Below are 18,181 nucleotides of genomic sequence, written 5' to 3'. Positions count from 1 at the left end.
ATAGCTATTCTTGCCCGACTCTTTCAACTTTCAATCCAAGCGACTGAATGCCTGCCAGGCTTTCCACTCTCATGTATTGCCGAACTGAAAAGGTGAACTTCCCTGGGTAAGGAAATGTGAAGTTATCGATGGCAGGAAACTCATGAGAAAACAAACCTCCAAGCCCACTGCCATAGGGCTTCCCGGTTTTAGGGTCGAACAGAATTACCTCCTGCATCTGGCTTTCGATCCCTTGATGAAGGGAGTCTTCAAGAGTGAACTTGAGATAGAGGTTGTAGTATGAGTAGTCTGCAGTGTTTCTTACCAGATAAGAAAGCCGAAACGGGTCTTCCGTCGTATCGACAGTAAAAGTGAATTTCTCCGTAGAATCCATGTGCCACACGTTTTCATCAAAGTCGTGGTATTCATCATAAATCCTTGAATCACTGCATGATGATAAGAGAAATACCAAACCTGCTGACAAACAAATGAGGCCGCCAAGCTTGCTTCCCAATAATGGTGTCCTCATCTATTGCTTTGGTTGATTGTTTTGACCCCGGTTACGATTCTTGAATCGTTTTTTGTTCTTTTTCTTCTTTTTGCCGCTGCCCTGTCCGCCAAATTTCTTGTCCAGGTTCACCAGGTCACTGTTGAGAGCCTGGTTGGCATCTCTTCCGTTATCTTCTTTGTCTATAGCCAGGGTATCAGGTTTTTGGCCTTTCTTGTTCATTTCAAGAATGACTTTTACCCGCTCAACGTCCAATGGATACCAGGTATTTTCGTCCCTGTAGCCGAACCACATGGTTTTTCGGAAGATGTCAGTCTTTTGCAGCGACGCCTCACCACGTGCCGTGAGCAGAGGAGCTTCCAGCTCGGGAATTCCCTCCAGTGCATCCATGTAAGTGTCGAGTTCGTAATTAAGGCAGCACTTGAGTCTGCCGCATTGCCCGGAAAGCTTACTTGGATTCAGCGACAGGTTTTGGTACCTGGCTGCGGAAGTGGACACGCTCTTGAATTCAGAGAGCCAGGTGGAGCAGCACAATTCTCTGCCGCATACGCCTATTCCACCGAGTCGGCCTGCTTCCTGCCTCAAGCTAATCTGGCGCATTTCTACCCGAATTTTAAACTCTGCAGCCAGTAGCTTTATCAACTCACGAAAGTCAACTCTGTCGTCAGCAGAGTAATAGAATGTGGCTTTGGTGTTATCGGCTTGAAATTCGATGTCGGTCAGCTTCATGTCCAGTTTGAGCTCTCTGATGATCTCTCTTGTGCGAAAGAGGGTTGGGAGATCTCTTGCCTGAACCTGTTCAAATTTTTCCAGGTCTTTTTGGGTGGCTATTCTGTAGATATTCTTGACCTCACTGTCATTAGCCACTTTTTTCTTCTGCATTTGAAGCCGAACAAGCTCTCCCTGAAGAGACACGTAGCCAATATGGTGGCCGTTCGGAACATCTACTACAACGGCATCGCCGGTGACGATAGGCAGGTGTTCGCTATTGCGAAAAAAGTCCTTTCGGCCGTTCTTAAACCTTACTTCAACTACATCAAATTTATCTACAGCTGGCATGTCCATGTTGGAAAGCCAGTCAAAAACGTTCATTTTATTGCAACCACCTGTCGAGCAGCCACCATTGCTTTTGCAACCAGCCACTTTACCATCTGCGGTAGTTACACTACTGCATGTGCTACATCCCATCTCTAAGCAATTTTATGTTAGCTCTTCTCAAATATAAAAATAATTTCAAAACCATCAGGTGCTAACAATGCCTGCTATCCATTGTACTTTACCAGATCCTGGCCGATGTCCTTTCTGAAATTGGCCTGATCCCACGTAATACTATCTATTGTTTTATAACTCTTGCTGACGGCTTCCTGAATCGAGCTCCCAAAGCTGGTAATGGCCAACACCCTGCCGCCATTGGTGACAACGTCGTCGCCGGAGACTTTTGTGCCTGCGTGGAACACCTCTGAATCGTATTTGCCGCCCAGACCGGTTATCGGCTTTCCTTTCTCATAGCCTGAAGGATAACCTCCTGCCACCATCACCACGGTCGTTGCAAAATCAGGCCTTACTTCAAACGACTGACCTTTTAGCTTGCCCTGTGCTGTGGCCAGGAGCAAGTTAACAAGGTCTGATTTGATCCGGGGAATAACAACCTGCGTCTCCGGATCACCCATCCTCACATTGTATTCGATCACATAGGGTTCACCGCCTACGTTCATCAAACCAATGAAAATAAAGCCTTTGTAGTCAATATTGTCTTTCTTCAGCCCGTCAACTGTTGGCTTTACGACTTTTTCCTCTACCTTCTTCAGAAATTCGCCCGGAGCAAACGGCACTGGCGAGACAGCTCCCATGCCACCTGTGTTTGGTCCGGTATCGTCATCGCCGATTCTTTTATAGTCCTTAGCCTCAGGCAGAATGATATAGTCTTTCCCGTCAGTTAGCACGAAAACGGAAAGCTCGATGCCATCCAGAAACTCTTCTATGAGCACTTTTCTGCTAGCTTCCCCAAATTCGGCCTCTTCAATCATGAACCTGAGCCTGTCTTTAGCCTCCGCAAGATTGCCTGTGATGATTACACCTTTGCCGGCGGCCAGTCCGTCTGCTTTTAGCACGTAGGGAGGTTGAAGAGAGTCGAGAAATTGAAAGCCCTCGGAAAGGTTGCCGGCAATGATGGTTTTCGCTCTGGCGGTGGGAATGCCGTGTTTCAGCATAAACTGCTTGGAGACGTCCTTGCTGCCTTCAAGTGCTGCACCGGCGGCTCCGGGCCCTACAATGGCTATGTGAGCGAGGTCTTTTCTTGTTTCGAAGTAATCCCGGAAGCCTTTTACGAGAGGTTCTTCAGGCCCAACAATGATCAGTGCTATTTTTTCCTTCAGGGCCCATTCGGCTATCGTTGGAAAGTCGGTAGTGGAAAGCGAGACATTGGTGCCAACCGATGAAGTGCCGGCGTTGCCTGGTACGATAAAGAGATTATCACACTTCGGACTTTGAGAAATTTTCCATGAAAGTGCGTGTTCTCTTCCTCCTGAACCAATGACGGCTATATTCATAGTGATGAATTGTTTAGCCGACAAACTTAAGAAGGAGGAGGCTATGCACCAATTAATTGGCGTATTCTGACAGGAATTTTATACGGACAAGTCTTAGCTCTTCCTCCGAATAGTCGTCACCCAGCTCTTCCAGTGCAACTGCAATGCTGTCTGTTTCAGCATTCATGAAATAGTCGATGATTTCATCTTGCCTGTCTTCGTCCAGCACCTGATCAATATAGTATTCAAGGTTGAGCTTGGTACCTGAGTAGCAGATGTGTTCAATTTCGTTAATGATCTCCTCCATGGCCATGCTTTTGGCTTCGGCAATCTCCTCCAAATCCACCTTGCGGTCAATTTGCTGTATGATGAAGATCTTGATTTTCGACTTCTGTCCAGCCGACTTAACCACTACATCAGAGGCAGTTTCAATGTCATTTTCCTCAACGTATTTGGCAATAGTCTCGAGAAAAGGCTTGCCAAATTTTGCCACCTTGCCCATGCCGACGCCGTTGATCTGGGCAAGCTCGTCTTTGGTGGTGGGGTAGATGGTGGCCATTTCCTCAAGGGAAGGATCCTGAAAAACGACATATGGTGGCAGGTCCATTTGCTTCGCAACCTTCTTCCGAAGATTTCTAAGCATTTCGAAGAGCGCCTCGTCGTAGGCCTTGGTCGTGGTAGGTACTTTTTCTGCGTCCTCTTCTTCCTCGGTTACTTCCACGTCATATTCGTGGTCTTTTGAGAGCTTGATAGCAAAAGGATCCACAATAAAGTCCTTGCCTTTAGCGGTTACTTTCAACACGCCAATATTTTCAATGTCTTTCTCAAGAAACTCCAGCAACAGAGACTGCCGAACTACCGACTTGATGAGACTTTCTTCCAGCTCTTTTCCTTTGCCAAAAATCGACAAAGCATCATGCCCATAACTTTTTACATATTGCGAGGGTGTGCCTTTCACCACATCTACGAGGTGTGCCAGGTTAAACCTTTCGCCCGTTTCCATTGCAGCTCTAAGCACCCATTGAACGTACTCCTCGCCTTCGAACTTTTCCCTTGGCTTCAGGCAGTTGTCACAGAAGTTGCAATCATGATCATAGCTTTCGCCAAAGTAGTGAAGCAGTTGCTTTCTTCTACAAAGTGATGACTCAGCATAGGACACCATTTCATCAAGCAGCACTCTGGCGTTGTCTCTCTCAGTAACAGTTTTGTCCTTATTGAATTTTTCAAGCTTGATGATGTCGTTGTAACTGTAGAACATGATGCAGTTACCCTCCAGACCATCTCTTCCGGCACGACCAGTTTCCTGATAGTATCCTTCCAATGATTTTGGAGTGTCGTAATGCACAACAAAGCGAACATCTGGCTTATCGATGCCCATACCGAAAGCAATGGTTGCCACAATGACATCCACTTCTTCGTTCAGGAAGTCGTCCTGATTCTTTATTCGTACCGCAGCATCAAGGCCGGCGTGATAGGGAGCAGCTTTCACATCATTTACTTGCAGCAAGTTGGCTATTTCCTCAACTTTCTTTCGGCTCAGGCAGTACACGATTCCAGATTTGCCTTTCTGCGACTTTACAAACTTTACCAGTTGCTTTTTGGTGTGCTGCTTGGGGCGAACCTCGTAGTATAGATTTTCTCTGTTGAAAGAAGACTTAAAAATGTCGGCCTCTTCCATTTGCAGGTTCTTCTGAATATCAATTTGCACCTTCGGAGTAGCAGTGGCAGTCAGCGCAATTACGGGCATGTTGCTGATTTGAGCCAGAATCTGCTTGATTCTCCGGTACTCAGGCCTGAAGTCATGGCCCCACTCCGAGATACAATGAGCCTCGTCAATTGCGGCAAAAGAAATGTTTGCTTTTTTGAGGAACTCAATATTTTCTTCTTTGGTAAGAGATTCAGGTGCCACATAAAGTAGTTGCACCTCTCCGCTCAGGGTCTCTCTCTTTACCCTGTTCATTTCCGTCTTGGTCAACGTAGAGTTGAGGAACTGGGCATTGACACCCACCGCATTCAACTGATCGACCTGATTTTTCATCAGGGCAATAAGAGGTGAGATAACAATGGCCGCACCATCAAGTATCAGGGCTGGCAGCTGGTAACAAAGCGACTTGCCCGCACCGGTTGGCATGATGACGAAGGTGTTCCGTCCGTCAAGTATATTTTTGATGATCGCTTCCTGGGTGCCTCGAAAGCTGCTGTACCCAAAAACTTCTTTTAACTTATCTTTTAATTGTTCCTCCAGGCTCGCAATCATATGGCTCTGCAATTTCTTTTTCAGCTTTTACACACAGTTAGCTGAGCAATTGAATATACTAATTTTAATTCAAATGACACGCTCACTTTTCAAATATCAGTGATAAGGAGTGATGGACGTCATTCATAGTCGTTTTATAACAGCGTCATCATGCTCTTTAATGATTCCACGACCTTTGCTGACCGTATTTAAAGCCTATATTTGCAACGAAATACGTTTTAGCTAAGCAATGGACAGAAAAAGCAGTCAAACTTTTGTAATAATTATGGCCGGTGGTGTAGGGAGTAGGTTTTGGCCCTATAGCAGAAACAAGCGCCCAAAACAATTTCTTGACATATTTGGTACTGGTCAGTCACTTTTACAAATGACCTACAACCGGTTCCTGCAAACGGCGGGCAAAGATAACATATTGATCGTCACTAATCAACAATACGCTGAATTAGTAAAGGAACAATTACCTGACCTTCAGCAGGATCAAATACTGCTTGAGCCAGCCCGGAGAAATACCGCTCCGTGCGTGGCCTATGCGTGCTACAAAATTCACAAAAAGAACCCTGACGCCACGGTGGTAATCACCCCGGCAGATCATGCCATTTTTAATGAGGACAAATTCATTGCTACGGTTGAGGAGGGCATATTCGCAGCGCAGAAGGAAGGCAACCTGGTTACGATAGGCATTAAGCCAACAAAGCCAGAAACCGGCTATGGCTATATTCAGTATTCTGAAGAAAAGTTTGGCGCAGCCAGGAAGGTTAAAACATTCACGGAAAAACCTGAGCTGGAATGGGCCAAGAAGTTTCTGGAAAGTGGGGATTTTGTCTGGAATGCGGGGATCTTTATTTGGAAGACTTCTACGATCATCAAGGAATATGAAAATAGCCTGCCCGAAATGGCTGAGGCCTTCGATGATGGAATGGAGCATTATTACACTGACACCGAGCAGCAGTATATTGACAAGGCCTATACGCAGTGTAGAAATATATCTATTGACTACGGTATTATGGAAAAGGCAAACGATGTTTATGTCGTGCTGGGCGATTTTGCCTGGTCGGATTTGGGCTCGTGGGGCTCACTCTACGATAACCTGAAAAAGGAGGAAAACGAGAACATCGTTATGGGTGCAGAGTTACTTCCTTACGATAGTCACAGCAACATTATCAAAACAGATAAGGACAAGCTGGTTATTCTACAAGACCTCGAAGGCTACCTCGTTGCAGATTTTGAGGATGTATTAATGATAGTAAAAAAAGACCAGGAAGCGAAGTTCAGGGAGTTTGTGAACGACGTGAAAAACAAGAAGGGTGAGGAGCTCCTCTGAGCGCTCAGCCAACGCAGTTTTTTGTAAACTTTTTGGAATGGCAGTCTACTTCAAGGCTGCCATTCTTTGTCTTACCACCTCGAAAAGAAAAATACCGGCTGCCACGGAAACATTCAGCGATTCAATTTTGCCCTGCATAGGGATTTTCACCTTCGTATCAGCCATTTCAAGCACGCTGTCAGAAATGCCATCTTCTTCAGAACCCATAATGAGCGCCACAGGCCCGGTAAGGTCAGCATCTGAATACAGCTGGTCTGTCTTCTCGGTGCAGGCCACCACGTGGAAGCCTGACTCTTTGAGGTACTTGACCGACTCTTCGAAGTCATTCACTTTGCAAATGGGAAGATGGTTAAGAGCCCCGGCCGATGTTTTCACAGCATCGCTGCCAATTTGAGCGCTGCCTTTGGATGGGATAACGATCGTGTCGGCCCCGGCCGATTCGGCGGTTCGCACAATGGCACCAAAGTTTCTTACGTCTGTTACCCGGTCAATCAGCACTATGAGGCCGTCCTTGCCCTGGTCGAAGATGAAGGATACAACCCTGTGCAGGTCGGCAAACTCAATGGGGGAGACAAAGGCGATGACTCCCTGGTGGTTTTTGCCAGTTAGGCGGTCAAGCTTTTCTCCTGGCACGTTCTGGAAAACGATGCCATTTTCAATCAGTAGCTTGATGAGCTCATTGGTGAGCTCATTTTTAACATTTTTCTGGATGAAAATTTTGTCTATTTGTTTGTCGGCCTTGATGGCTTCTATCACCGCCCTGGTGCCATAAATCATATCGGAAGGGTTCGGCCTTCGCTGTTGAGGGTATTTTCTTATCACCTGATGCTTGTTGGTTCTGCGACCCGGCAGGCCGAAGAACAGTTTAAATTCTTCCTTTGCGCCACAAATCTACGAAGCGAAACCAATATCTGTCATAATCGTCCTTACGAATTAGCGTAAGGTAGCCAGGGGTGAAAATATTTTTGACCCTCATAAACTCAAATTTAAGGTCAGATTTGTCCTCCATTTTGAGGTAGGTCCAAACTTCTCCCACATCGTTTCTTTCGACCACATCCGGATGGCCAAAAATGATGTAGATCATACCCGCATCAGTTTTCCAGCCTTCTTTGAACCCGGTAAACAACAAGTTCGCCTCAGCCACTCGGGTGAAATAGTTCTGCATGATCCGTTTTGCCCGGTCCTGGCTGCCCGAAATGTCCAGCAGGAAATTGTCCAGCGCTTTCTTTCTGGTTTTGGACGACACCAGCTTATTATACTCTTCTTTGGAACTGATGTAGCGAAGGGTGCCAATGATTTCGTCTACTGAAACGAACTTGGGATAGTAAAAAGGCGCCAGGCGCATGGCAAGCGCTGAGCCCGAACTTGAATCCGTTTGAAACAGGTAGAGACCCGGCTTGGTTGCAGAGAAGTAACCCGCTCTCTTCATGAATGAGCTATCAATTTCCATTGTTTTGCCTCCGGAAATAGTGTCGATAACCATGGGTGGCCTGGCTTCTTCAAAATCCATATTGTAGTAAAATCCGTAAAGCTGAGCCGTATCGTCGGCTGTCAAAGAGATCGAATCTCTTGGGCTGAAAAAAGACCTCAAGATGGGAGTACCATTTTTATCAACAGGGGTTATCCCATCGGGAGTAAACATGTTGTCGCCCTCCAGCGCTACATCGAAAAAGAAAGATTTTTGCGTGCTCGGTCTTTTGACGTGAAAGACAATAATATTTTGACCTTCTGAGGGCATGAAAGCCAGCTTTCCTGCAAGCTGTGGATAGGCTGAAACGTCGGTGAGATCAGCCCAATCGTGGGTTGTCTCATTGAAAGCAGAGGAGTCCGAATATGAGCTTCGGTAAAAAGTGTTCAACTCGTAATTGCCAATGGTGTCGTAGGCAGGAAGATTCAGTTGAAAGTAAACTTTGTAGCCCGGGTCGGACTTAACCAAACGATATTTGAATTGAATTGGCCCGGAAGGGTTGTAGGTATAAGAAAGGTTAAAACTATTGATTGACTGACTGCGTACATCAGTCCCTGCGAACGAAAAGGCGATGAAAAATAAACAGAATAGGGCACTTTGAACCTTGTTCATACTGAAATGCATGGGAATGTTTAGCATATAACAACCAAGTAACTAAAAAACTTGAACCGAAAGTATAATTTTATCTTACTTTGAAGCCTAAAAGCAATCCGAACTGAATCTTCATGGCAGTTTATACTACGGAAATTACCTCAGCAGAGATACTTTCAGACAATCCGATACACCAGCGACTTTTGAAACCCTACATAGTGGCGAAAGACTATGTGAAGGGGAATATGCTGGAGCTCGGGTGCGGCGAAGGACGTGGGGTGAAAGAGCTCATGCCCCTTGTTGAGAAATATACTGCCCTCGACAAAATCGGGGAGATTGTAGAAAAACTTCAAAAAGAGAACCCCAAGGGTGATTTCAGGCAAGCTGTATTTCCTCCATTTAGCGGCCTTGAAGACAATGCATTCGACAGCATCGTTACCTTTCAGGTAATAGAACATATTAAGGATGACGAGCTGTTTCTGAAAGAAATGGCCAGGGTGCTAAAGCCCGGGGGCGTTGCGTTGCTCACTACGCCCAACATCAAGCTGACACTGACCAGAAATCCATGGCATATTCGGGAGTACACAGCACAGGAATTAACCGATAAAGCAAAAAAATACTTTCCTGATGTGGAAATGAAAGGAATTGCCGGAAGCGAAAAAGTGATGGACTATCACGAGAAAAACAGAGCTTCCGTGAAAAGGATCACAAGGTTTGATGTGCTCAATTTACAGTATCGATTGCCTGCCTGGATGCTTCGGATTCCCTATGATCTGCTGAACAGGCTTAACCGGAATAACCTGCAAAAGGCATCCGACAGTCTTGTGTCGTCAATTTCTCACGATGACTACCTGGTTTCGGATGACGCCGATACGTCCCTTGATTTATTCCTGATTTTGAGGAAATAAAAAAAGCCCCATATTCCGGGGCTTTTCATTAGTTATTCATCATTCCGTAGTGTTTTCGGAAGAGCTCCTCGTAGGTTTTTCCCAGCTCCGGATCTTCATAGGCCCGGAACACCCTGGCTAGCTCATTGAGTACGATCAGGTTCTTTTGCACCGTAAAGGAATCGGCGATCAAATTATCGAACATGTAAGTGAGCATTTCATCGGCTCTTACACTCATTGTAGCCGCTATCTCTTTGGCTTTTTCTTCCTCGCCTACTTCCATCAACAGGCTCACCATTCTCACAGTAAAGTGATCATAGGGAACCACCGAGTCAGGCATTACCTCAAGAGATTTGAGAAGCGCATTTTTTGCTCTTTCAGTGTCATCAGCCATCAGGAGAGATTCAGCCAGTGTGTTGAAGCTTGCTCTGTGGTTAAGAACAAAATTCCTGTAATCTTCAGTGTAGTAAATGCTCGGATCCTGCAAGCCTCTCCAGTAGAAGTTGTTCATCATGTTGTCGTACATGATGTCTACATCTACGAAAGTTTCCTGGTTGTCAGGGTTTTCCACAGGGAGCAATCGGTAAGCGTTACCCTCTTGAACTGCATAACGCCTGATGTCGATATTGACACTGGCCAATGACGTGTTATTGAAATAAATAGGGCGCTCCCATTTATTGGTCAAAATGATATCCAGAATAGCCAGGTCTTTCTTTTCCAGTACCCTGTCTTTGATGTTGAACACCATCCTGGGCACCATATAATCTTCTAGTGTGGAAGGTATGATTCCTTTTGAAAGCACGCTAGTGGTGTCAACATTCAGGTAGACGCTCTTGGAAGGGATAGAGTTGTAGGCACTTATCGAAGTCGCCACTCTGAGAGCAGGATTGCCTTCACGCACCAGCTTCATGTACTGCTCAAGGCTAATAGCGCCTTTGATATTCTCTCTTTCCATTACCACCACGAAGTCATTCAACCCGCCCTGGCGGTAGTCTTTGCTGGTCAGTGAGAATGGGAATGGCTCAGATTCATACGCCTGTCGCATCATTTGATCGATGTACCAGTCGGTGTTGAAATAGCTCAACACCACCACCCGCACGTCGGTACGGAACCCTTCCACCTCCTGCACATACCAAAGCGGGAAGGTGTCGTTATCGCCACCTGTGAAGAGGATGGCATTGGGGGCGCAGCTCGCCAGGAAGTTTCTGGCGGTGTCAACAGAGAAATAGCGATCCGACCTGTCATGATCATCCCAGTTTTCGCTGGCCATTATGGCCGGACAACTTAGGCAGATGATCAGAGACGTGGAAATGGCTGCTTTTTTATTGGCAATGAACCTTTGGAACAAATCGTACATGGCCAATACGGCAAAGCCTATCCAGATCGAGAACACATAGAACGACCCGACGTAGATATAGTCCCGTTCTCTTGGCTCCGAGGGTGGAGAGTTGAGGTAAAGCACCAGGGCCGCTCCTGTTAAGAAGAACAGCAAAAGCATCACGCTAAAGTTCTTTGGATCCCTATTTAATTGAAAGAACAGTCCTATCAACCCAAGAATAATAGGGATAAATAGATAGTTATTCCGCCCCTTATTGTTTTCAAGCTCCCAGGGAACTTTTTCAAAGGCTTCCCAAGGCCAAGACCAGTCAGCATCTTGTATATCGCTTTCACGGCCGGCAAAATTCCACATGAAATACCTCATGTACATGTGACCAAGCTGGTGTCTAACCATAAATAACAGATTGTGGCCAAAGTTGGGTTTTTGTCCTGCCCTGAGACCGGTAATTTCTCTGTAGCGTTTGGCATGTTCTGCTGTGGAACTGTACATCCTTGGCAGAATGGTCATGCCACTCTTGTCATAAATAGCCTCTACTTTGTAGTCAATAATATCGTATTCCGTTTCGCCTTTAGCGTACACAGGCGCTCCTTTCTTCTGCTCCTGAAGCTCGGTGGTAAAGTACTGCCCATAAAAAAGCGGGCGATCACCATATTGCTCTCTTTTGAGGTAGGAAACAAAGGTGTTTACGTTTTCAGGGTTGTTCTCGTCGATAGGAGGATTGTAATTCGACCTGATAAGAACGACCGTGTAGGAAGAATAGCCAATCAGAATGAAAGCAAAAGCCAGCAGCGAGGTGTTCAGAATGACCTTCTCTTTTTTCTCGGAATAAATGATGCCGTAAATAAGGGCACCGAGGAAAAGAAGGACGAAAACGATGATGCCAGACTTAAATGGCAAGCCAAGCGAGTTCACAAAGAAAAGCTCGAAAGAGAAGGCGAGGCTTGGCAAGCCTGGGATAACGCCCGCCATGATGATAAGGATAATCGCACCACTAACTGCCAGGGTTGTCAATACACCCTTTGTTGTCACCTCCTTGTAATACTTGAAGTACACGATAAGGCCAAGGGCTGGAATGGCCACAAGGTTGAGAAGGTGAATGCCGATAGATAGACCAACGGTGTAAGCAAGTAGCAGGAACCAACGATTTCTGTGCCTGTCGTCATCAATTTGCTCCCACTTCAGTATGGCCCACACAACAAAGGCGGTAAAGAAGGATGAAATGGCATAAACCTCGGCTTCAACAGCCGAAAACCAGAAGGAGTCCGAAAAGGTGTACGCAAGACTGCCTACAAGTCCGGCTGCAATTATCGACCAGTTTTGATCGTCGGAGCCCTGGCCAGGCTTCAATCCCATTAGCTTGTTGGCGAGGGCTGTGATAGTCCAAAAAAGAAACAAAATGGAAAACCCGCTACTCAGTACACTTGAGATATTGATCCAATAGGCCACTCTTTCTACATCGCCGAGAGCAAACAGACTAAAGAACCGTCCGATCAACAAGAAGAGAGGCGCTCCCGGGGGATGAGGCACTTCGAGTTTATATGAAACTGCTATAAATTCTCCACAGTCCCAGAAGCTGGCGGTGGGCTCAACAGTTAGCCAATAAACGAGGGTGGCAATGGCAAAAACGAACCAACCGGTAAGGTTATTCACCTTTATATAATTCATTCTATTAATTTTTTATTCGGGCGAAAATAGTAATTAATAAGCTATCTGCCTTACGGATACCTATAATATTGAGGGGGAGAAGAAAAGGCTTGCCACCCAAACAAAAAGGGGAGCAAGCCTCTAAATCAAATTGGGAGATTGTTATCCCTCGAAATGCGAGTAATGCTTTCTGAAAATGCCTTCGGTTTTTAATGCATCTTCATTAAAACCATAGGCTTTAAGTATCCGCTGGAGCCTGTCGAGCACAAACAGGTTCTTTCTGACCTCAAAAGCATCTTGCTTCACGGCGGAAGAATAATAGCTGAGCTCTTTGTCCGCTCTTTCGATCAGTGCTTTCCCAATGGCTATCGCAGTGTCACTATCGTTGAGTGCCAGGAGCAGACCGGTTGTTTCTAAGGCTGAAATATCGTAAGGAATGGTGTCGTCAGGAATGGCGCTAAGGCTCTTATGAAGTGCTTCAAGCGCCTGGTCATTTTTGCCTTCCAGCATGAGCGCTTCGGCCAGTGAGTTGAAGCCCAGGCGGGGGTTCATTAGCTGCTTTTCGTAGTACGACGAATAATTGACATCAGGATTGTTGAGGTTTCTCCAGGAGTAATTCTCCGTCATGTTCGCAAACATTACCCGGCTATTGACCAAATGGCTATCGATCTCAGGGTTTTCGACCGGGAGCAATTTGTAGGTCATCCCTTCTTGCACAACGTATTTATTGAGATCAAATGGCAGCAAACTCAGGGCGGTATGAGTGAAGTAAATGGGCCGCTCCCAGTTGTTGGATGCGATCAGGTCGAGCAGCATGATTTCACTTTTTTGAAGGCCATTCCCAGTAACTTCAAAAGTGATAAAATCAGGAATATACTGGGTCATCGTGTCGGGCACCAGGTGCCTGGCCATCACGTCTTCTTTATTAACAGGCAGCCGTATCACCTTTGAGGGTAAGGAGGCGAGGCTTGACCCCGTCCTTGTTTCCACCATAATCGCCGGGTGCTTTTTCTTCAGCAGATTGAGGTATTGAGTAAGGTTAATGGCTTCGCCCTTCAGGTTAGGGTTTTCCACTACAGGCACGTAGTCGATTGGGCCACCCTGCTTATAAAGGGTTTTATCAATAGAAAAAGGGAGGGGCTCTGATTCGTAGGCTTTCCTTTTCATCATGTCAATGTTCCAGTCGGCACTAAAGAGCGTGCCAACAATTACCCGCATATCGGTTCTTACGCCTTCCACCTCCTGGGCATACCACAGTGGGTAAGTATCGTTGTCGCCTCCGGTAAAAAGGATGCCATTTGACTCACACCCAGTCAGGTAATTTTTTGCCATGTCAACAGAGTAGTACCTGGCGGACCGATCGTGGTCATCCCAGCCCTGCATAACCATGATGCCGGGCACCATGAGTGTAGCAAACCAGGCCATGGCAAGAGCCAGTTTGCGTTCGGCAAAAAACTGTTGCGACTGGCGGAGAAATGCGAATGCCCCAAGACCAATCCAAATGCAGAAGGCAAAGAATGATGCTACGTAGATGTAGTCCCTCTCTCTTGGCTCGTCGGGTGGTGAGTTGAGATAGAGCACCAAGCCTGCTCCTGTAATGAAGAAAAGAACACCTATTACTGAAAAAGACTGCAGGTTTTTTTTGTAGTTGAAAAAAAGACCGACTAAGCCGAGTACCAGTGGCAGCATTAAAAAGCTGTTTCTGGCATGGTTCCCTTCCATTGAAGGAGCCACAGAAGATGTCAGAGCAACGAAGCCAGCATCTTGCTGATCACTTTCTCTGCCGGCAAAATTCCACATAAAGTACCTCATGTACATGTGGCCCAGCTGGTAAGTAAACAGGTACTTGAGGTTGTCTGCGAAATTGGGTTTTTGCCCCGGCTGTAGGCCTAAAATTCGTTGATAGGCCTCGGGGTGACGATCTCTTTGGCTCCAAAGCCTCGGTAGAACTGTCGTTCTTGCAGGGTCGTAGGTCAACTCATAGTCAAAACCTTCGATTTCGTACGACGTTGCCCCTTTTTGATAAACCGGATCGCCAGGTTGCTGATCAATCAGGTTTGCGTCATAGTAGTTGCCGTACAATAAAGGCCTGGTTCCGTACTGCTTCATGTCCAAGTAACCCACAAAATTGGGCAGGTTCTCGGGGTTCCACATGTCGATCAGTGGGTTTTTTGACGAACGAATAGTAAGTATCCCAAAAGAAGAATAGCCGATAATGAGAAAGCTAATGCAAAGTGCAAGTGTGTTGAGCCCCACCAGTCCCTTTTTTTGTGTAAAATAAACTGCCAGCAGAATGCTCGCTGTAATAATGACCATGCCGAAGGCGGCGCCACTGCCAAAGCCAAGTTTGAGGGAATTGACGAAGAATATTTCGAATTTGGTGAGGAGGCTCATCACGCTGACCCGGAATCCAAACATGACGAACAGAATCCCTACCCCGCTCGAAACAATTGTAACGGCAAGCCCTTTCCAGGAGAAAGTGTAATTCTTAAAGTAGTAGATGAGTGCCAAAGATGGAATCGTGAGCAGGTTCATTGGGTGCACCCCAATGGAAAGGCCCATCAGGTAGGCAATGAATAGTAGCCACTTGTTGGAAAGCGATGCGTTTTCCAGTGCGTCCCACCTGAGAATAGCCCAGAACGCTACTGCTGTAAAGAACATAGACATGGCGTACACCTCCGCTTCCACTGCCGAAAACCAAAAGGTGTCGGAGAAGGCGAAAGCGAGCGACCCGGTTACCCCTGAGCCCATTAACACAAGTGCATCTTTAGCCTGAAGGTCAATATGCTCAGCCTTGAGGATCTTGGAGGCAAGGAGCACGATGCTCCAGTAAAGAAACATTACTGCCAGAGCGCTGCTCACTGCGCTCATCATGTTCACCCAGAATGCGATCTGTTCTGTGTTGCCTAACGCCAAAAAAGTAAAAAAGCGGCCAAGCAGCAGAAAAAAGGGTGGCCCCGGAGGGTGTGGAATCTGCAACTTGTAGCTGGCAGCTATAAATTCCCCACAGTCCCAGAAACTGGCCGTCGGTTCTAATGTGAGGGCATAAACTGTGAGCGCAACAAAAAATACCGCCCAACCGGTCAGGTTGTTGATCAGTTTAAAGTTCTTCATGCTCAAAAAGCTGGTTTTACATATAAGCTTAAGACTCTGTTTATGAACGCAGGGTTGTCTCTAATTTGTATCTTTTCATATTATTTCAACCCTTGACAAAATGTTTCCCGTAACGAACTGTCTTTTGCGTTTTATATAATTTTTGTACCAAAAACCCTGCTCTTTACTAATGCGTATGTGGCGTAAAGTAACCGGTATTAGATTTAAACAACTGTGAAGCATGAAATCACTACTTAACCTTGAGGAAGCTGCGATGTTTATTGCTGCTTTTTTCGGCACAATTTATCTGGACTACGCCTGGTGGCTATTCTTTGCCTGGCTGCTGGCGCCAGATGTTAGTATGATAGGCTATTTGTTCAACACTAAAATTGGTGCAGTGTTTTACAACTTAGCACATCATAAAGGGGTAGCGGTGGCTTGTTTTGTAGCAGGCTTTGTCATTTCATCGCCAGAATGGATGTTCGCCGGGCTTCTTTTATTTGGCCACAGCGCCATGGACAGGGTTTTTGGCTATGGCCTAAAGTATGCTGACGATTTCAAACATACCCATCTTGGGTGGATAGGTAAAAAATAGTTCCGACTACTTATAGATAATCAGGTAGAAGCCAATCCAAAGAAAAAACCAAAGCACATACGATGTTGCCACTATGATGATACTGTTTTTTCTCTGCTTCCCAGAGATGAGATAAACACCGGCGGCCAACGCAATCCAATAGAAAACTTCAAACAGATTGAGTGCCTTGAGAGGATAATGCCAGCGGGGCGCCAACGACTCGAAGTCGAACAGGTTCATCATGGAGAGCGGATAGAAGGCGCCAATTTCCTGATAGGTAGGATCGGTGTTTACTACCAGAAACCAGGCGATTTTGATAAGCTCTGGAATAAAAAAGACAAGTTCTGCCGCTAAAGCCAGCCGCCACATGTCTTTGAAAGTAAGCTTGTAGCCAAACATAAAGCCGCCCACATAGAGGATAAATGCAGTGACGGTAAACTTCCAGGCATAAACGATCGGAACGGTGAGGTACTGCACTGCACTTAAGGCGTGGAAAAAGCCCATTTCACCACGTTCTTGCAAAATCTCGAATGCAGCTAACTCTCCCTCGATGAAACTTTTTTTGATAAAAAGCAGTATCAACGTGACAACACAGATGACAGCAAATAGTTGTCCCGTGCCAAATGAAAACCATTCGTCGAGAAGTTCTTGTCGTCTTTCTTTGGAAAGTTGCATATCAATGGAAAAATTTACAATTCACAGAACGGGTTTGCCGTTGATTCGTTGTTATCTTAAATATTCAATTTGAAAATTGGCAGACTTTTGGCACTCCACCAAACTATGAGGTTTATCATTATCACTTTATTGTTGTTAGTTGGCATTGCTGACTTTTCATTTTCTCAGAGCATAAATGTGGGAGAAGTGAAGGCGGATACTGTGGACGTGGCCAGTAAACTGCTGATTAACGACATCAAGGTGCAGCTTGACGCCACCGAAGCCCTCAACAATATGTACAACTTTCATTTTGCTACAGCCGAAAAGCAATTCAGGTGGCTGAAGCAAAAATATGGTTGGCATCCGCTGCCTTATTTTTTGATGGGGCTGTCCGAATGGTGGAAAATTGTGCCCAATATTGAAAATGAGCAATACGATAAAAAGTTTTATGCTTATATGGATACCGCTCTGGTCCTCTCCGAACGGCTTTATAAGGAAGTGAATAAGGTCGAAGGCGCTTTTTTTCTGTCTGCTACTTATTCGTTTCAGGGCCGATTGCTTTCCGAGAGAAAAAAATGGACTAAGGCCGCTGTAGCAGGTAAGAATGCGTTGGCTTATCTGGAGGAATGTCGTGGGCAGGAGGATTTAAGCCCCGAAATACTTTTTGGTGACGCCTTGTATAACTATTACTCTGTTTGGGTGCCCGAGAACTATCCTTTGCTGAAGCCCATCATGTTGTTTTTCGATAAGGGAGATAAAGATGACGGGATTAAACAGCTGAAAGAAGTGGCGAGGAACGCTTTTTATACCAGAACTGAGGCCCAGTATTTCCTTATGCGGATTTTATCCAGCGAAGGAAAAAACATGTACGAAGCTTTGCAGGTGGCTGAATACTTGCATCAGACGTTTCCTGACAACCCCTATTTCCATCGCTACTATTCACGGCTCTTGTATGGCACTGGCGACTATCAGCTTTGCGAGAAAACCTCACTGGAGATCATCGATAAGTATTATCAGAGATATGATGGCTACGAGGAAAACAGTGGCCGGTATGCAGCTTTCTTTCTCGGTCAGATATATCAAACGAGAAAAGACTATACGAATGCCAAAAAGTTCTACAAAGAAGCGGTAAGGTTTAGTTCCAAGAATGAAACCCAGCAAATGGGTTATAACCTGTATTCACTGTTGGCCCTAGGAGAGATAGCCGAAAAAGAAAACAATCAAAAAGAGGCGAAGGAATACTACAAAGAAGTCAAACGCCTTGCGGGCAGAAAAGACCGTGCATGGGAAGTGGCCAAAAAGAATTTGAAGGAGATGGATTAGCTAACAAAATGAGGTAGA

Annotated in this window: 13 protein-coding genes; 4 read left to right on the top strand and 9 right to left on the bottom strand. The window is 45.9% G+C overall.

Annotated elements, in window-relative coordinates:
* Positions 1–4: 4 nt before the first annotated feature.
* The 4 genes from ACMVP2_RS07675 to recQ all read right to left on the bottom strand — a co-directional run bounded on the left by ACMVP2_RS07675 (position 5) and on the right by recQ (position 5,272).
* On the bottom strand, positions 5–508 hold the full coding sequence (locus ACMVP2_RS07675; RefSeq protein ID WP_416867274.1) for a gliding motility lipoprotein GldH: 504 nt from the start codon (positions 506–508) through the stop codon (positions 5–7).
* Positions 509–1,675, bottom strand: a complete 1,167-nt coding sequence (locus ACMVP2_RS07670; protein ID WP_317488358.1) for a regulatory iron-sulfur-containing complex subunit RicT — start codon at positions 1,673–1,675, stop codon at positions 509–511.
* A gap of 74 nt (positions 1,676–1,749) precedes the next feature.
* Positions 1,750–3,036, bottom strand: a complete 1,287-nt coding sequence (purD, locus tag ACMVP2_RS07665; RefSeq protein WP_416867273.1) for a phosphoribosylamine--glycine ligase — start codon at positions 3,034–3,036, stop codon at positions 1,750–1,752.
* A gap of 52 nt (positions 3,037–3,088) precedes the next feature.
* The gene (recQ, locus tag ACMVP2_RS07660; RefSeq protein ID WP_416867272.1) at positions 3,089–5,272 is read right to left on the bottom strand and encodes a DNA helicase RecQ; all 2,184 of its coding nucleotides are present in this window, start codon (positions 5,270–5,272) and stop codon (positions 3,089–3,091) included.
* 229 nt (positions 5,273–5,501) lie between these two features.
* Between recQ and ACMVP2_RS07655 the strand changes: the two genes are divergently transcribed.
* Positions 5,502–6,590: a mannose-1-phosphate guanylyltransferase gene (locus ACMVP2_RS07655; RefSeq protein WP_416867271.1), complete on the top strand. Its 1,089-nt coding sequence runs from the start codon at positions 5,502–5,504 to the stop codon at positions 6,588–6,590.
* 45 nt (positions 6,591–6,635) lie between these two features.
* Here ACMVP2_RS07655 and rlmB read toward each other — a convergent pair whose 3' ends face one another.
* Positions 6,636–7,412, bottom strand: coding sequence for a 23S rRNA (guanosine(2251)-2'-O)-methyltransferase RlmB (rlmB, locus tag ACMVP2_RS07650; RefSeq protein WP_339788036.1), 777 nt, complete (start codon positions 7,410–7,412; stop codon positions 6,636–6,638).
* Positions 7,413–7,455: 43 nt separating this feature from the next.
* Positions 7,456–8,670, bottom strand: a complete 1,215-nt coding sequence (locus ACMVP2_RS07645) for a GWxTD domain-containing protein (protein ID WP_416867270.1) — start codon at positions 8,668–8,670, stop codon at positions 7,456–7,458.
* Positions 8,671–8,783: 113 nt separating this feature from the next.
* Here ACMVP2_RS07645 and ACMVP2_RS07640 point away from each other — a divergent pair, with 113 nt between their 5' ends.
* Entirely contained in the window at positions 8,784–9,557 is a 774-nt protein-coding gene (locus tag ACMVP2_RS07640) for a class I SAM-dependent methyltransferase (RefSeq protein ID WP_339788030.1), read from the top strand.
* Positions 9,558–9,585: 28 nt separating this feature from the next.
* Here the strand turns inward: ACMVP2_RS07640 and ACMVP2_RS07635 are convergent, their stop codons facing one another.
* Both ACMVP2_RS07635 and ACMVP2_RS07630 read right to left on the bottom strand, forming a co-directional pair.
* On the bottom strand, positions 9,586–12,540 hold the full coding sequence (locus ACMVP2_RS07635) for a DUF2723 domain-containing protein (protein ID WP_416867269.1): 2,955 nt from the start codon (positions 12,538–12,540) through the stop codon (positions 9,586–9,588).
* A gap of 141 nt (positions 12,541–12,681) precedes the next feature.
* Positions 12,682–15,633 (bottom strand): protein O-mannosyl-transferase family, encoded by a 2,952-nt coding sequence (locus tag ACMVP2_RS07630; protein WP_416867268.1) that lies wholly within the window; start codon positions 15,631–15,633, stop codon positions 12,682–12,684.
* 220 nt (positions 15,634–15,853) lie between these two features.
* On the opposite strand from ACMVP2_RS07630, the gene ACMVP2_RS07625 reads away from it, so the two are divergent.
* Positions 15,854–16,207, top strand: coding sequence for a DUF4260 domain-containing protein (locus ACMVP2_RS07625; RefSeq protein WP_416867267.1), 354 nt, complete (start codon positions 15,854–15,856; stop codon positions 16,205–16,207).
* 6 nt (positions 16,208–16,213) lie between these two features.
* Here ACMVP2_RS07625 and ACMVP2_RS07620 read toward each other — a convergent pair whose 3' ends face one another.
* The gene (locus ACMVP2_RS07620) at positions 16,214–16,861 is read right to left on the bottom strand and encodes a hypothetical protein (protein ID WP_416867266.1); all 648 of its coding nucleotides are present in this window, start codon (positions 16,859–16,861) and stop codon (positions 16,214–16,216) included.
* Positions 16,862–16,966: 105 nt separating this feature from the next.
* Here ACMVP2_RS07620 and ACMVP2_RS07615 point away from each other — a divergent pair, with 105 nt between their 5' ends.
* Positions 16,967–18,163, top strand: coding sequence for a tetratricopeptide repeat protein (locus ACMVP2_RS07615; RefSeq protein WP_416867265.1), 1,197 nt, complete (start codon positions 16,967–16,969; stop codon positions 18,161–18,163).
* The last annotated feature ends 18 nt before the right edge of the window (positions 18,164–18,181 follow it).

Origin of the sequence: Imperialibacter sp. (assembly GCF_048007035.1) — a bacterium.
In the GTDB taxonomy this organism is placed as follows: domain Bacteria; phylum Bacteroidota; class Bacteroidia; order Cytophagales; family Cyclobacteriaceae; genus Imperialibacter.
This window is presented reverse-complemented; position numbering and strand designations above follow the sequence as displayed.

Bases quoted from the DNA above. Each gene is read 5' to 3' on its own strand.
- ACMVP2_RS07675 (WP_416867274.1), bottom strand. From the start codon at position 508: ATGAGGACACCATTATTGGGAAGCAAGCTTGGCGGCCTCATTTGTTTG.
- ACMVP2_RS07670 (WP_317488358.1), bottom strand. From the start codon at position 1,675: ATGGGATGTAGCACATGCAGTAGTGTAACTACCGCAGATGGTAAAGTG.
- purD (WP_416867273.1), bottom strand. From the start codon at position 3,036: ATGAATATAGCCGTCATTGGTTCAGGAGGAAGAGAACACGCACTTTCA.
- recQ (WP_416867272.1), bottom strand. From the start codon at position 5,272: ATGATTGCGAGCCTGGAGGAACAATTAAAAGATAAGTTAAAAGAAGTT.
- ACMVP2_RS07655 (WP_416867271.1), top strand. From the start codon at position 5,502: ATGGACAGAAAAAGCAGTCAAACTTTTGTAATAATTATGGCCGGTGGT.
- ACMVP2_RS07645 (WP_416867270.1), bottom strand. From the start codon at position 8,670: ATGAACAAGGTTCAAAGTGCCCTATTCTGTTTATTTTTCATCGCCTTT.
- ACMVP2_RS07640 (WP_339788030.1), top strand. From the start codon at position 8,784: ATGGCAGTTTATACTACGGAAATTACCTCAGCAGAGATACTTTCAGAC.
- ACMVP2_RS07635 (WP_416867269.1), bottom strand. From the start codon at position 12,540: ATGAATTATATAAAGGTGAATAACCTTACCGGTTGGTTCGTTTTTGCC.
- ACMVP2_RS07630 (WP_416867268.1), bottom strand. From the start codon at position 15,633: ATGAAGAACTTTAAACTGATCAACAACCTGACCGGTTGGGCGGTATTT.
- ACMVP2_RS07625 (WP_416867267.1), top strand. From the start codon at position 15,854: ATGAAATCACTACTTAACCTTGAGGAAGCTGCGATGTTTATTGCTGCT.
- ACMVP2_RS07620 (WP_416867266.1), bottom strand. From the start codon at position 16,861: ATGCAACTTTCCAAAGAAAGACGACAAGAACTTCTCGACGAATGGTTT.
- ACMVP2_RS07615 (WP_416867265.1), top strand. From the start codon at position 16,967: ATGAGGTTTATCATTATCACTTTATTGTTGTTAGTTGGCATTGCTGAC.